The organism is Amycolatopsis kentuckyensis, assembly GCF_041679295.1.
GTDB classification, from domain to species: Bacteria; Actinomycetota; Actinomycetes; order Mycobacteriales; family Pseudonocardiaceae; genus Amycolatopsis; species Amycolatopsis kentuckyensis_A.
The window spans coordinates 428,861-443,087 of record NZ_JBGDMD010000003.1 but is presented as its reverse complement, the minus strand read 5'-3'; the positions used below and the strand labels follow the sequence as shown (position 1 = coordinate 443,087).

The 14,227-nt window shown below is 70.6% G+C and carries 12 protein-coding genes; all 12 read right to left on the bottom strand.

Annotated features, from left to right (window positions below; translation table 11 throughout):
• Window positions 1-2,223 (bottom strand): glycoside hydrolase family 15 protein, encoded by a 2,223-nt coding sequence (locus tag ACERZO_RS13650; protein WP_372664986.1) that lies wholly within the window; start codon window positions 2,221-2,223, stop codon window positions 1-3.
• Between the two features lie 461 nt (window positions 2,224-2,684).
• On the bottom strand, window positions 2,685-3,380 hold the full coding sequence (locus tag ACERZO_RS13645; protein ID WP_372664985.1) for a TetR/AcrR family transcriptional regulator: 696 nt from the start codon (window positions 3,378-3,380) through the stop codon (window positions 2,685-2,687).
• A gap of 35 nt (window positions 3,381-3,415) precedes the next feature.
• Window positions 3,416-4,504, bottom strand: a complete 1,089-nt coding sequence (locus ACERZO_RS13640; RefSeq protein ID WP_372664984.1) for a glycerate kinase — start codon at window positions 4,502-4,504, stop codon at window positions 3,416-3,418.
• The gene (locus tag ACERZO_RS13635) at window positions 4,501-4,878 is read right to left on the bottom strand and encodes an allophanate hydrolase-related protein (protein WP_372664983.1); all 378 of its coding nucleotides are present in this window, start codon (window positions 4,876-4,878) and stop codon (window positions 4,501-4,503) included. Before ACERZO_RS13635 ends, ACERZO_RS13640 begins: the two co-directional genes overlap by 4 nt.
• A gap of 11 nt (window positions 4,879-4,889) precedes the next feature.
• The gene (locus ACERZO_RS13630) at window positions 4,890-6,335 is read right to left on the bottom strand and encodes an NCS2 family permease (RefSeq protein ID WP_372664982.1); all 1,446 of its coding nucleotides are present in this window, start codon (window positions 6,333-6,335) and stop codon (window positions 4,890-4,892) included.
• Between the two features lie 109 nt (window positions 6,336-6,444).
• Window positions 6,445-6,927, bottom strand: coding sequence for a nucleoside deaminase (locus tag ACERZO_RS13625; protein ID WP_372664981.1), 483 nt, complete (start codon window positions 6,925-6,927; stop codon window positions 6,445-6,447).
• 1 nt (window position 6,928) lies between these two features.
• The gene (gene pucD / locus ACERZO_RS13620) at window positions 6,929-9,220 is read right to left on the bottom strand and encodes a xanthine dehydrogenase subunit D (RefSeq protein ID WP_372664980.1); all 2,292 of its coding nucleotides are present in this window, start codon (window positions 9,218-9,220) and stop codon (window positions 6,929-6,931) included.
• On the bottom strand, window positions 9,217-9,687 hold the full coding sequence (locus ACERZO_RS13615) for a (2Fe-2S)-binding protein (protein WP_372664979.1): 471 nt from the start codon (window positions 9,685-9,687) through the stop codon (window positions 9,217-9,219). Before ACERZO_RS13615 ends, pucD begins: the two co-directional genes overlap by 4 nt.
• The gene (locus tag ACERZO_RS13610) at window positions 9,678-10,547 is read right to left on the bottom strand and encodes an FAD binding domain-containing protein (RefSeq protein WP_372664978.1); all 870 of its coding nucleotides are present in this window, start codon (window positions 10,545-10,547) and stop codon (window positions 9,678-9,680) included. Before ACERZO_RS13610 ends, ACERZO_RS13615 begins: the two co-directional genes overlap by 10 nt.
• Before the next feature lie 194 nt (window positions 10,548-10,741).
• A complete protein-coding gene (gene gcl / locus ACERZO_RS13605; protein WP_372664977.1) occupies window positions 10,742-12,430 on the bottom strand; it encodes a glyoxylate carboligase in 1,689 nt (562 codons plus the stop codon).
• A 1-nt stretch (window position 12,431) separates the two neighbouring features.
• Window positions 12,432-13,319, bottom strand: a complete 888-nt coding sequence (locus ACERZO_RS13600; RefSeq protein WP_372664976.1) for a 2-hydroxy-3-oxopropionate reductase — start codon at window positions 13,317-13,319, stop codon at window positions 12,432-12,434.
• Window positions 13,316-14,128 (bottom strand): hydroxypyruvate isomerase family protein, encoded by an 813-nt coding sequence (locus ACERZO_RS13595; RefSeq protein WP_372664975.1) that lies wholly within the window; start codon window positions 14,126-14,128, stop codon window positions 13,316-13,318. The genes ACERZO_RS13600 and ACERZO_RS13595 overlap by 4 nt, the downstream gene beginning before the upstream one ends.
• Window positions 14,129-14,227: the final 99 nt, after the last annotated feature.

Below are 14,227 nucleotides of genomic sequence, written 5' to 3'. Positions count from 1 at the left end.
TCAGGTGCCGTAGCGGGTCTTGACGATCGACGGCGTGTCGAGGTTGTGGCCCGCGTCCATGCTCTGCGCGAGCCGCAGGTACTGGCCCTCGGCCCACATCAGCGGACCCGCGCTGCCCGTCGGGCGGCCCAGGCCGAAGCAGCCGACGTCCGCGCGGTCCCAGACCTGCTCGGGCACGAAGTACCCGTCGTTGGCCGAGTCCGCCATGGACTTCAGGTAGACCGCGGCCGAGCGGCCGTTGGCGAGTTCGTACTGCCCGCGCTCCCCCGACAGCACCGGCCACAGCCGGCCGAACCGCTGGCCGCCGTTCGCGGGCCAGCCACTGCAGTTCGCGTTGCTGTCGCCGTAGTTGTCGTGCGGGTAGCGGTGGAAGTAGACGTCGCCGTTGGGCAGCGTCACCTGCACCGGGGAGTTGCCGTCGGACGCGGCCGCGGTGGGGGCGACCGAGTTCGCGATTGTCGCGTCGCTCGCCGGGCGGATGCCGAGGCGGACGAGGTCGAGGAAGCCGAAGTCCGTGACGTCGTGCTCGTAGAAGCAGCCCTCGTCGAAGCAGATCGTCGCGCCGTCGTTGGGGTTTCCGGCGCGGTCGAGGCGTTCGTAGTACGTGTGGGCGCCCCAGTAGCCGGAGGTCGTGACCGTCCAGCCGGCCAGGGAGTTGCGCCAGGAGTCCGCTGTGGACTCCCACGACGTCGCGCTCGTGGTGTCGCCGTTGGCCCGGGCGATCGCGCCCGCCGCGATCAGGCCGGCGATCTCGGCGGCTGTCGACGACGGGGATTTGCCGTACTGCTCTTCCCAGCGCTCGGTGGTGTCCGGGCCGGTCGAGACGATGTGGTTCGCCGTGGTCTTCACCTTGGCGTACGTCGACGCGTCGGTGACGCCGGTCAGCCAGGCCAGCAGGATCGCGTCCGCGTCCTGGTCCAGTTGTTCGCAGCAGCCGAGTTGCTGTGCGCTGGCGCCGCTCACCCCGGACACCGGGCTGTAGCGCGGGAAGGACCCCGCCGGGTACGTCGTGCCGTCGCCCGCGGTCGGGGTGCCGATCCACTGGGAGTTCCACAGGAACTGGGCCATGCGCTTGGCCTGGGCACTGTCGCCGGCGGCCAGGAGACCCGTCGCCTGCTGGTAGAGGTCGCGGCCCCAGACCCGGTGGTAGCCGTCGTTGAGCTGGTCGCCGTTCGTGAAGTTGCCCCAGGGTGTGGCCAGGCCCGCGACGCTCGCTCCGGGGTGTTGCTTGTCCTCGGCCGTCTTGAGCGCCATCGCCGCGACGTAGTACGCCCGTCGCCGTTGCGTGTCGCCGGAGACGCTGGCCGGTGCGGGTTTCAGGCTGTTCACGTACGAGTTCCAGCCGGTGCGGTAGGACGTCGCTATTGCCGGGAAGCCCGTGCCGAGTGATCCGGTCGCGTTCGATGTCGCCGCTGCCGCTGTGCTGCCGTAGCCGAGGGCGACCGTGAACGTCGTGTCCGTGCCCACCGGGATCTGTCCACACTGGACCGCGTTGCCCGTGCCGGAGATGTTGTCGAACTGGTTGTTCAGGTTCTTGTCGGCTCGGAGGTCGGTCAGGCAGTCGCTCGCCGCGCCCGCGTAGCCGTTGTCGTGTGCCGTGAAGCCGGTTGAGACTCGCAGGGCTTGCACCACTGTGGTGGCCGTGCCGCCGAACAGCGTTTCGGTTCCGCTGGCCACCAGGCCGGTGCCGTCCCACCACGCGTTGTCGTTGGCGCCTCCGCCGGCCATCGACGGGTTGGCCAGGAGGTAGAGGCGGTAGTTTCCGCCGTCCAGGGACTGGAAACGGGTGTTCGTGATCAGGGTGGCCCGGGACGGGTCTGTCACGTAGTCCGTGGTGATCCGGTACTTGCCGCTCTTCGCCGTGTTCGTGACCTTGTACTGGAGGGCCTTCTCGTCGGGCATCGACACCACGTGGTTGGTCGCGTCGCGTTCGAGGTCCACGAAGCTGCTGCCGTCCGTGATCACGTACTGCATGTCCTGCGTGTTCGGGACGTCTGCTCGGGGGTAGAAGACCTCCGAGGTGACGCCGTCGGCGACGGTGAACCACACCGGGCTTCCGGTCGTCGTCGACGTGCCCAGCGCCGACTTGTTGCCCGTTGCCCAGGATGCTCCGCCGCCGCAGCAGTCCGTCGCCGTTCCTGTTGCGAGGGCGGTCGCCGGGGTCGTCGTGGTGAGCAGGATTGCTGCTCCTGTGCAGGCCAGGACCGCTTTCCACCTGATCATTCGGGGCCTCCGACGGCGTTGTCGTGGATATGTTGTTGGCCGCAACATATTGGGTGACTTCGGGGTGACAAGCAATGTCCGATGGGACTGGATCGATACAGCCCGGGGTAGGCGGGGTGGGCGGGGTTGTGGTGTTGAGGTGGGTGTGACACCTGGTGGGCGCTGCCTGCGGCCCCTGGTGGGGGGTGTCCGCTACCGCGGCGGGCTCCGCCCGCAAACCCCTGGCGGGGTGTGTCCACAACCCCTGCCGGGTTCTGCCCGCAACCCTGGCGGGCTACGCCCGCGACCCCTGCCGGGCTGTCTCCACAACCCCGATGCCTGATTGTGACTACGGCCGGCCACACCGCGTCAAGGCGGGAAAGATGCCTTGACCCGGCGCGGCCGGCCGTGTTCTGGCTTTGGATCGGGGTTGCGGGAGGGCCTGGGTTCTGTCTGGTGCGGGTTTTGGACTGGCCGTGCTTTTACGCGTTTGCTATGCGGTCCAGCCACTCTCCCAGTAGTACCCGCTCTGCCTCCGTCAGGACCGTTGTTCCCTCCAGGCCTGCTCTCAGCGCTATTGCTCGCTCTGGTAGTTCTGATCCCGCCTGGTCTTCGGTGCCCGTCAGGATTCGGGTCAGGACCGTCTCTCTTGCCGTCTTTGACAGCTCTGGGTCGCGCTCGTTCTCCGGGGTTGCTATCAGGGACAGGACCACTCCCATTCCTGTTGCGTGGACCAGTCTTGCCGCTCGGTCGACGCTTACCCTCAGCCTCCCCGCCTCCGCTACGCGCTCGACGATGCTTCGCAGCATCGCCTCCGCCTCTTGCGCCGCTGGTGACTTGCGGCCCTGACGTGCGTCGCCGTACATCAATACGTAGAACTCCGGGCGGGACAGGCCGAACTCGATGTGCAAGTCCCAGCCTCGGCGGAGGTCCTCCACCGCGTTGCCCGTCGAGCCCAGTTCTCGCTTGCTCGTCAGGTACTCGTCGAACCCGTACGCCGCCACCGCGTCGAGCAGGCCGTCCTTGTCTCCGAACAGGCGGTACAACGCCGGTGGCTGGACGCCCGCCGCCGCGCTCACCGCGCGGGTCGACAGGCCGTCGCGGCCCTCTGCCACCAGCAGTGCCGCTGCCGCCTCGAGGATGCGCGCCCTGGTGTCCACCGCCGTCTTCGTTGCCATGGTTTCGATGGTAACAAATTCCGAGTAGCACTCATTCAGAAGTAGTCGGCCGCGAGCCGGCGGGCCAGGCGGCGCAGCAACGGTGCCGCCTCCGCCATGCAGCGCCCCGGGTCCGGTTCCAGGTCCGTCAGTGCGTACGCCGCCGAGATTCCCGCGCCCCTCAGGTCCGTTGAGGACAGTTGGCAGCGGCCGGACACCGCGACGCACGGGATGCCCTTCGCCGCCGCCGCGCGGGCCACTCCGGCTGGGGCCTTGCCCGCCAACGTCTGCTCGTCGAGGGATCCCTCGCCGGTCACGACCAGCGATGCTCCGGTCAGTGCCTCGCCGAAGCCGAGCAGGTCCAGCAGCAGCTCGATGCCGGGGCGCATCCGGGCGCCCAGCACCGCCATCGCCGCGAAGCCCACTCCCCCGGCGGCCCCGGCGCCCGGTCGCTCGGCGAACTCCGGGCCGGCTATCGACGCCCAGTGGCGCAACGCCGCGTCCAATGTCTTGACGTCGTCGGGGGATGCTCCCTTCTGCGGACCATAGACGGCCGCCGCTCCGCGTGGGCCGTACAGCGGGTTGTCCACATCGCTCGCCAGCTCGATGTCCACTTCGGACATTCGCGTCACGTCCAGTGACGCGAGCTGAGCGAGAGCCGCGCCGCCGAACGGAAGCTCACGGCCCGAGTCGTCCAGCAGCTGGGCGCCCAGTGCGGCCAGCATGCCCGCGCCTCCGTCGGTGCAGGCACTGCCGCCTACTCCGAGGACGATCCGCCGGCACCCTGCCCGGACCGCCGCCGCGATGACGTCGCCGGTGCCCGCGCTGGTCGCCGTGAGCGGGGCCGGGGCACCCGGTAGCCGGTGCAGCCCGGATGCCTCGGCCAGCTCGACGACCGCCGTGTCCCCGCGGACCGCGTAGGACGCCGTCACCGGCTCCCCCGTCGGGCCGCGGGCCGGGACCCGCACCCGGTCGTAGCCGGCGGCGACGGCGGCGTCCACCGTTCCGTCGCCGCCGTCGGCCACCGGGAGTTGCTGCACCGCGAGGCCGGGGTGGACGTCCGCCAGGCCGGACGCCACCGCCGAGGCCACCTCGGCCGCGGTCAGCGATCCCTTGAACTTGTCCGGGGCGACCAGGACCTTCACGCGCTCGCCTTGTACGCCCGCCAGTCGCCGACTTCCGTGATGTCGCGCAGGGCGACGTGGGACGTGTACGGCCGCCGCAGCAGCATCGCGAACGCCGAACTTCCGTCCGTCAGCTCCACCACTCCCAGTTCCAGCTCGTGCGGCTCGGACGGGAGCACCTTGTCGCGCAGGTCGTCCAGCGAGACGTCGTAGACTTCGCCGGTCACTTCGGCGCCGCCGTGGGAGACCGGGTACAGCGCCGGGCACTGGTCGCCCACCGCGTAGAACCGGTACTTCGCCGCCGTCCGGGCGGTGCCCACGAACGGCGAGCCGTCCAGCAGGTGGTGCAGCGGTTCGCCGCGCATGGCGCCGCCGTTGAAGAACATCAGGGCCACGAGGGATCTCCTTAGCGGAAGAGGGCTTCGACGCCGTCGACGGCGAAGTACACCGCGAACACCAGCGCCAGCAGGGAGAGCAGCCAGCCGGCCTCGCGCCACTTGCCGCGGCCGATCTTGATCAGCACGAACGCGATCAGGCCGGCGCCGACGCCGTTGGTGATCGAGTACGTGAACGGGATCAGGGCCGCGGTGAGGAACACCGGGATCGTGTAGTCCGGGTCGTGCCACGGGATGTTGCGGCACTGCGCGACCATCATGCCGCCGATGACCACCAGCGCCGGCGCCGCGGCCTGGGCCGGGACGACGCCGGCGAGTGGGGTGAACAGCAGCGTCCCGGCGAACAGCAGGCCGGTGACGACGCTCGCCAGGCCCGTCCGGGCGCCCTCGCCGACCCCGGCCGCGGACTCCAGGAACACCGTGTTCGGCGACGAGCCGGTGACGCCGCCCGCGATCGCGCCCGCGCCGTCGACCAGCAGGATGCGGCCCATCCGCGGGACCTTGCCGTTCTTCGACAGCCCGGCTTCGTCCGAGACGCTGGTGATCGTGCCCATCGCGTCGAAGAAGCCGGACAGCACCAGCGTGAACAGGAACACCGTCGCCGCGAGCGCGCCCGCCGAGGCGAACCCGCCGAACAGGTCGATGTGGCCGAAGAGCCCGAAGTCCGGCGCCGCGACGACGTGGTCGGGCAGGGCCGGGGTGGTCAGGCCCCAGCCGCCGACCCCGAAGCCCTCGTGCAGCACGACGGCCAGCAGCGTCGCCACGCCGATGCTGATCAGCACCGCACCCGGGACCTTGCGGGCCATCAGCACGATCATCAGCAGCAGCCCGAAGCAGAACACGACGATCGGCCAGCCGTGCAGGTGCCCGCTCGCCCCGAGGCGCACCGGGACCGTGGTCTGCGCCGCGTCCGGCATCCGGGTCACGAACCCGGCGCTGACCAGGCCGACCAGGGCGATGTAGAGCCCGATCCCGACGGTGATCGCCATCTTCAGCGGCCGCGGGATGGCGTTCATGATCCGTTCGCGGACGCCGCTGACAGCCATCAGCACGATGCAGACGCCTTCGAGCACGACCAGCCCGAACGCCTGCGCCCAGGTCATCGACGGGGCCATCTGGAAGGCGACGATGCCGTTGATGCCGAGCCCGGCGGCCAGCGCGAGGGGCGCGTTGCCGACGAGTCCCATGAGGACGGTCATCACCGCGGCGGCCAGCGCGGTCGCGGTGGTCACCTGCGCGGCGGAGAGCCGGGCGCCGGTGATGTCGGCGGAGGCGCCGAGGATGAGCGGGTTGAGCAGCACGATGTAGGCCATCGCGACGAACGTCGTGACGCCGCCGCGGACTTCGCGGCCGATCGTGGTCTGCCTCGCCCGCAGCTCGAAGAACCTGTCGAGCAGCGAACGGCGTTGAGGGGGTACTTCCTCGACTACTGGGGTGGGGACTTCGGTCTGGGTCATGCGTCCTGCCCTTGCCGGTGGGTGTGCTCGGCCAGGCCAAGGCACAGCGCCGTGCCTGGGCGAGCGGGACGTTCGATTGGGTTGTGCTCCGGTCAGCTGGCCTTGTGGGTCAGTAGTCGGTGCGGTCGGCCTTGTCGAGCCAAGCCGCGAAGGGGGCGAAACCGTCCTTTGCGGACAGTCGCGTGACGGGAACCGTCCAGGTGTCGCGGGGACGGTCGAAGAGTTCGTAGAAGGCCCGGTCGTCGAAACCGGCCTTGGCCGCGTCGTCGCGGTCGGCGGCGAAGAGCACCTTGTCCACCCGCGCCCACAGCGCCGAGGACAGGCACATCGGGCACGGCTCGCAGCTGGAGACGAGCACGCAGCCGTCGAGCTTGAACGTGCCGAGCGCCTGGCAGGCCGCGCGGATCGCGACGACTTCGGCGTGCGCGGTCGGGTCGAGGTTCGCGGTGACGCGGTTGACGCCGGTCGCGACGACCTCACCGTCCTTCACGATCAGCGCGCCGAACGGGCCGCCGCCGTTCGCGACGTTCGTCTCCGCGATGCGGACGGCTTCGTCGAGCCATTCGGTCTCGGCGGAAATCGACGTGGTCATCTCAGGCTCCAGTGATGTGCTCGGGGCGGATCGGGACGCGCGGCAGCTCGAGGCCGGTGGCCGCGCGGATGGCGTTGGCGATCGCCGGCGTGGCCGAGATCGTGGGTGGTTCGCCGACGCCGCGGACGCCGTAGGGGGCGTGCGGGTCGGGGCGTTCGAGGACGTCGACGCGCATCGGCGGCATGTCGAGGATGGTCGGGATGAGGTAGTCGGTGAACGACGGGTTCCGCACTTTGCCGTCCTTGACCAGGATCTCCTCCATCACGGCGAGGCCGAGGCCCTGCGCCGAGCCGCCCTGGATCTGGGCGACGACGGCGTCGGGGTTCATCGCCTTGCCGACGTCCTGGGCGCAGTCCAGCTGGACGACCTTGACGAGGCCGAGGTCCAGGTCGACGTCGACCACCGCGCGGTGGGCCGAGAAGCCGTACTGGACGTGCGCGTCGCCCTGGCCGGTCTCCGGGTCGAGGGGGTAGGTCGGGCGGTGGTGGAACTCGCGGGTCTCCTCGATCGCGGTGTCGCCGAGCAGTTCGGCCAGGTCCGCGACGACTTCGCCGTCGGCCGCGACGACCTTCCCGCCGGTCAGGGACATGCCCTCGGCGGGCACCCCGAGCCGCGCGTAGACCGCCTCGGCGACCGCGCGGCAGGCGTTGCGGACCGCGCCACCGGTCACGTAGGTCTGGCGCGACGCCGAGCTGGAGCCCGCGTCGCCGACGCTCGTGTCGGCCGGGTGCACGCTGACGCGGGTCAGGCCCAGTTCGGTGCGGGCGATCTGCTGCTGCAGCGTCACCAGGCCCTGGCCGACCTCGGCGGCCGCGGTGTGGACCATGGCCACCGCTTCGCCGCCGAGCACCTCCAGCCGGACGCGGGCGGTCGAGTAGTCGTCGAGGCCTTCGGCGTAGGAGATGTTCTTGATCGTGACGCCGTAGCCGACGCCGCGGACGACACCTTCGCCGTGGGTGGTGTTGGACGCGCCGCCTGGCAGCTCGCGGATGTCGCGTTCGCCGGTGGGCTCGGGCGGCAGCGGCAGGTCGCGGACCCGCTGGACCAGCTCCGCCACCGGTGCCGGGAAGTCGACCACCTGGCCGGTGACCACAGTGGACCCTTCGCTCAGGGCATTGCGGATCCGCAGTTCCGCGGGGTCCAGGTCCAAAGCGGACGCGAGCTTGTCCATCTGGGACTCGTAGGCGTACGTCGGCTGGACCGCGCCGAGCCCGCGCATCGCGCCGCAGGTCGGGTTGTTCGTGTAGACGCCCCAGCCCTCGATGTGCGCGTTCGGGACGTCGTACGGCCCGACGCTGAGGGTCGTGCCGTTGCCGACCACGACCGGGGTCTTGGACGCGTACGCGCCGCCGTCGAAGTACATCTTCGCCCGGACGTAGACGAGCTTACCGTCGCGGGTGGCGCCGTGCTCGTAGTACATCTTCGCCGGGTGGCGGTGGACGTGCCCGAAGAACGACTCGAGGCGGTTGTAGCTCATCTTCACCGGGCGGCCGGTGCGCAGCGCGAGCATGCACGAGTGGATCTGCATCGACAGGTCCTCGCGGCCGCCGAACGCGCCGCCGACACCGGACAGCGTCAGCCGCACCTTCTCCAGCGGCAGGCCGAGAGCCTTCGCCGTCTGGCGCTGGTCGACGTGCAGCCACTGGGTGGCCAGGTAGAGGTCGACGCCGCCGTCCTCGGCCGGCACCGCGAGCCCGGACTCGGGGCCGAGGAACGCCTGGTCCTGCATGCCGATCTCGTAGACGCCGGAGACGACGACGTCCGCGGTCGCGGCCGGGTCGCCCTTGACGATCCGCTGGTGGCGGACCAGGTTCCCGTCCGGGTGCAGCTTCGGCAGGGTGTCGTCGTGCGCGGCGCGCTCGGGGTCGGTGATCGGCTCGAGGACGTCGTACTCGACGACGATCTCCTTGAGCGCCTGCCGCGCGATCTCCGGGTGGTCGGCCGCGAGGATGGCGATCGGCTCGCCCTGGTAGCGGACCAGGCCCTCGGCCAGCGCCGGAGTGTCCTGGTACTTGAGACCGTAGACGTTCTCGCCGGGGACGTCCTCGTGGGTCAGCACCGCGTGCACGCCCGGCTGAGCGAGCGCGCGGGAGACGTCGACGCGGACGATCCGGGCGTGCGGGTGCGGGCTGCGCAGCGTGGCGCCCCACAGCATGTCCTCGTGCCACAGGTCCGAGGAGTAGGCGAACTCGCCGCGGACCTTCAGCGTGCCGTCCGGGCGCAGCGGGCTTTCGCCGATGCCGCCGGCGATCGTGTCGTGCAGCTCCTGCGGGGAGCGGGCCGGCGCGCTCATCGGACGGCCTTCTTCGCGGCCGCGTCACGAACGGCGTCGAGGATCTTCTCGTAGCCGGTGCACCGGCAGAGGTTGCCGGCGAGGGCCTCGCGGATCTCGACGTCGCTGGGGTCCGGAACGCGCTCGATCAGGTCGTGGGCCGCGACCAGCAGGCCGGGCGTGCAGAACCCGCACTGGACGGCGCCGCGCTCGACGAACGACTCCTGGACCGGGTCGAGGGCCTCCCCCACGGCCAGGCCCTCGACCGTGACGACCTCGCGGCCCTCGGCCTGCCCGGCCGCGACCAGGCACGCGCAGGCCGGGACGCCGTCGAGGTAGACCGTGCAGGAACCGCATTCGCCCTGTTCACAGGCGTTCTTCGAGCCCGGCAGGCCGAGCCGCTCGCGCAGTACGTAGAGCAGGCTCTCGCCTTCCCAGACGTTGTCCGCCCGGCGGGACTCGCCGTTGACGGTGACGTTCACGCGCACTTCGCGCTCCCTCCGCAGTATTCGGTCCAAGCCCAGGTCAGCGTCCTGCGCGCCATGACCCCCAGGGCATGGCGCCGGTAGGCCGCGCTGCCGCGGACGTCGTCGATCGGCGCGGCGGCCGCGGCGACCAGGTCGCCGAAGCGGCGCTTGACCGAGTCGGTCACCGGCCGGCGCGACTCCCAATCCAGCTCGGAGGCCAGGAACTCCTCGGCGTCCGTCGCCCGCCGGGGCGTGGGCGCGGCGGAACCGACACCGGTGCCGACGCGCTTCTCCGCCGGGTGCAGGGCCAAACCGAACGCGGCGACGGCGATCACCATGGCGTTGCGGGTCCCGATCTTGCTGAACTGCTGCGGCCCGGTGGCCGGGGCCAGCAGGACGCCGGTGATCAGTTCGTCCGCTTCGAGGACGTTGCGCTTGACCCCGACGTAGAAGTCCTTCGCGGCCACGATCCGGGTGCCGCGGACCGACGCGATTTCGACCTGCGCGTCCGCGGCGAGGAGCGCCGGGTGTGAGTCACCCGCCGGCGAAGCCGCGCCCAGGTTGCCGCCCACGGAACCGCGGTTGCGGATCTGCGGGGACCCGACGGTCCGCGCGGCCATCGCCAGGCCGGGCAGCCGCGTGCCCAGTTCGGCGATGATCCGGGTGTAGGGCACGGCCGCGCCGAGCCGGATCCGGCCGTCGTCGGTGCCGTGCTCGTGCAGCTCGGCGACGCGGCCGAGGTCGAGCAGGGCGTCGGGGCGGCGGTGGTCGAAGTTGAGCTCGACCATCACGTCCGTGCCGCCGGCGATCGGGACCGCACCGGGGTTCGCGGCACGCGCGGCGAGCGCGTCGGCCAGCGAGGCGGGTCGGAGGAATTCCACTGTGGACGTCCTTTCGGGGCTGCTTCGTCAAGGAGTACACACGCTCGCCTGTGGCCGGGACCACGGCAAAACCCCTGAAAGAAGGGTGAATTTCCGGCCCGCGTTTGTACTTTCCGACAACGCCTTGATCGCGGACGCGGAAAGGCCGCCGCACGAGGTCGGGGTCTCGTGCGGCGGCCGTGGTCACGCGGGTGTTATGCGGGCTCGAACTCCTTCACGGCGTCGAGCGCGGCGCCCATGGCGGCGTTGCCCTCGCGCTCGATCATGATCTCCACCAGGACCGGGCGGCTGGTGCGCTCGGCCTCCTTGCGGGCCCATTCGAGGGACGTCCGGATCTCCCCCGGCTCCAGCACGCGGGTGCCCGAGCAGCCGTAGGCTTCCATGATCTTGACGTTGTCCGTGCCGTTCGAGTCGTAGTGGATGTCGACTTCGAAGTTCATGTCGTAGCCGGTCTCGGCCTGGCGGATCAGGCCGAGGTACTCGTTGTTGAGCATGATCAGCACGAACCCGACGTCGTACTGCGCGGCGACCGCCAGCTCCTCGACGAGGAACTGGAACGAGTAGTCGCCGACCACCCCGACGACCTCGGCTTCGGGACGCGCCTTCTTGACGCCGATGGCGGCGGGGATCTCCCAGCCGAGCGGGCCGGCCTGGCCGCACACCTGGTAGTGGCGCGGCTTGTGCGCCTTCTGGAACTGGCCCGACCAGATCTGGTACAGCCCGATCGCCGTGACGAAGTACGTGTCCTCGCCGAAGGTTTCGTTGATCTCCTTGAAGACCCGCGGCGCCTTGATCGGCAGCGTGTCGAAGTCCTCGCGGCGGGGAAGCGCTTCCTTCAGCTCCGCGATCCGGCCCACCCACTCGCGGCGCGGTTCTGCCGAGCGTTGGTCCAGCGCCGTCAGCAGCGCGTCCAGGAACTCCCGCGTGTCCGAGACGATCCCGAGATCGGGCCCGAACACCTTGCCCAGCTGCGTCGGCTCGATGTCGACGTGGATGAACTTCCGGTCACCCCGGTACACCGACAGCTCACCGGTGTGCCGGTCGCCGAACCGCGCACCCAGCGCCAGCACCAGGTCCGACTCCAGGAAGGCCGCGTTCGCCCAGCGCTGCGACGTCTGAATGCCGGCCATCCCGGCAAACAGCTCGTGGTCCTCGGGGAAGCTCCCCTTGCCCATCAGCGTCACCTGCACCGGGACGTCCAGACGCTCGGCCGCCGCCCGCAGCTGCTCGCTCGCCTCGCCGAGGACGACCCCGCCACCGGCCAGGATCAGCGGACGCTCGGCGGCCAGGAGCAGGTCGAGGGCCCGCTCGACCCGCGCCGCGGCGGGCTTGACGGCCGTCACCGGCAGCGGCGAGTCGATCGAGGAGTCCCACTCGATGTCCTGCTTCTGGACGTCGATCGGGAGGTCGATCAGCACCGGGCCCGGCCGGCCCGAGCGGGCGATCCGGAACGCCTCGCGGAAGATCCACGGCAGCTGCGCGGCCTCCTTGACCTGCACCGCCCACTTGGTGACCGGCTTGGCGATCTCGACGATGTCGACGGCCTGGAAGGCTTCCTGGTGCAGCTTGGTCGTAGCCGCCTGGCCGGTGATGCAGATCATCGGGATCGAGTCCGCGTGCGCGGTGTACAGCCCGGTGATCATGTTCGTCCCGGCCGGGCCGGACGTGCCGATGGCGACGCCGACGTTGCCGTTCGTCCTCGCCCAGCCGTCGGCCATGTGCGTCGCGCCCTCTTCGTGGCGGACGATCAGGTGCTGGATCGCCCGGCCTTGCAGGGCGTTGTACAGCGGGAGGATCGCCGCGCCCGGGCAGCCGAAGACGGTGTCGACGCCTTCGCTTTCCAGGACGTCGACGACCGCCTGCATCGCGGGGATTCTGGGCATGTCACACCTCCGCCGGGACGCGGCCCGACAACTGTTCGGCGACCTTCAGCAAGGCCGAGTGGTCCAGGGAGCCGTACCCCATGGCGCGGCCGGCGGCGACGAGCTGGGCGACCAGCCCGGTGAGCGGGAGCGCGACGTCGGCCTGCCGGGCGGCGGCCAGCGCGATCCCCATGTCCTTGTGGTGCAGGTCGATCCGGAACCCGGGCGCGAACTCCCGGTCCACCATGGACTTGCGCTTGAGCTCGAGGATCCGGCTGCCCGCCAGGCCGCCGGCGAGCACGTCGAGGCCGGTGGCGGCGTCCACACCGGACGCTTCGAGCAGCACGATCGCTTCCGCGACCAGGCCGTAGATCCCGCCCACGACGAGCTGGTTGGCGGCCTTCACGACCTGGCCGGCGCCGTGCGGGCCGACGTGCACGATCGTCTTGCCGAGCGCGTCGAACACCGGCCTCGCGGTCTCGAAGTCCTCTTCGGAACCACCGACCATGATGGACAGCGACGCCTGCTCGGCCCCGGCCTGGCCGCCCGACACCGGCGCGTCGAGCACGCGGATCTTCTTGTCCCGCGCGGCTTCCGCGACGGCGATCGACGTCTCGGGCCGGATGGTGCTCATGTCGATCAGCAGCGTGCCGGGCTCGGCGGCGTCGAGGACTCCGCCCGCGGCCAGCACGACCTCCTCGACCTGCGGGTGGTCGGGCAGCATCGTGATGACGACGTCCGCCCCGGCGACCGCGTCGGCGACGCCGGTCGCGGCCCGTCCGCCCGCGGCCGCGAGCTTCTCCCCCGCGGCCGGCGTGACGTCGTAGCCGCTGACGTCGTGCCCGGCCCCGACCAGGTGCGCGGCCATCGGGGCGCCCATCACGCCCAGTCCGATGAATCCCAGTTTCATGCTCGTCCCCTTCGGGTTTTCGGCAGCCAGGCCAGCGACGTGACGGTGTCGGGTTCCGGGACGTACTCGATCCCGACGAACCCGGCGTAGCCCGCGTTCTGCAGCCTCGCGAGGTGCCCCTCGATGTCCAGCGAGCCGGTGCCGGGCTGGTGGCGCCCGGGTGCGTCGGCGATCTGCACGTGCCCGATCCGGGAGACGTGCGTCGTCGCGAGCGCGTCCAGGTCGTCGCCGTTGACTGCCAGGTGGTACAGGTCGGCCAGCAGCCGCACGTTGTCGCGCCCGAGGTCGTCGAGCACGGCCACGGCGTCCGCGGCGGTCTTGAGCGGGTAGCGGTCCGCGCCGGACAGCGGTTCGAGGACCAGCTGCGCGCCGATCTTCGCGGCGGCCTCGGCGGCCGTCGCGAGGTGGACCAGCGCCAGGTCGTCCTGCTTGGCGGGGTCTTCGCCGTCGAGCCGGTTGCCGTAGAGCGCGTTGAAGCTGCGGCAGCCGGTGCGTTCGGCGATGCCGAGCGCGACGACGAGGCTGTCGGCGAACTCGGCCTCCCGGCCGATCCACGACACCAGGCCGCGCTCCCCCGCCGCCATGTCGCCGGCGTAGAAGTTCAGCCCGCGCAGCCGAACCCCGTCGAGGCTCCGCACGAAGGCGTCGACCTCGTCGCGCGCGGGGACCGCGGTGTCGAACGGCCACCAGTACTCGACGTCGGTGAACCCGGCCTCCCGCGCGGCGGCGGCCCGCTCGAGGAGCGGTACCTCCTTGAACAGGATCGACAGGTTGGCGACGTACGGCAGGGAGTGACCTTCTTCGGGCATTGCATCCTCAAATTTCACTATCCGGAATCTTTCTTTCGCATATCGAGAATAGCTGCTGACCTGCGACGCGGTCAACGCCCGGACGGCAAAGGCGCCGCA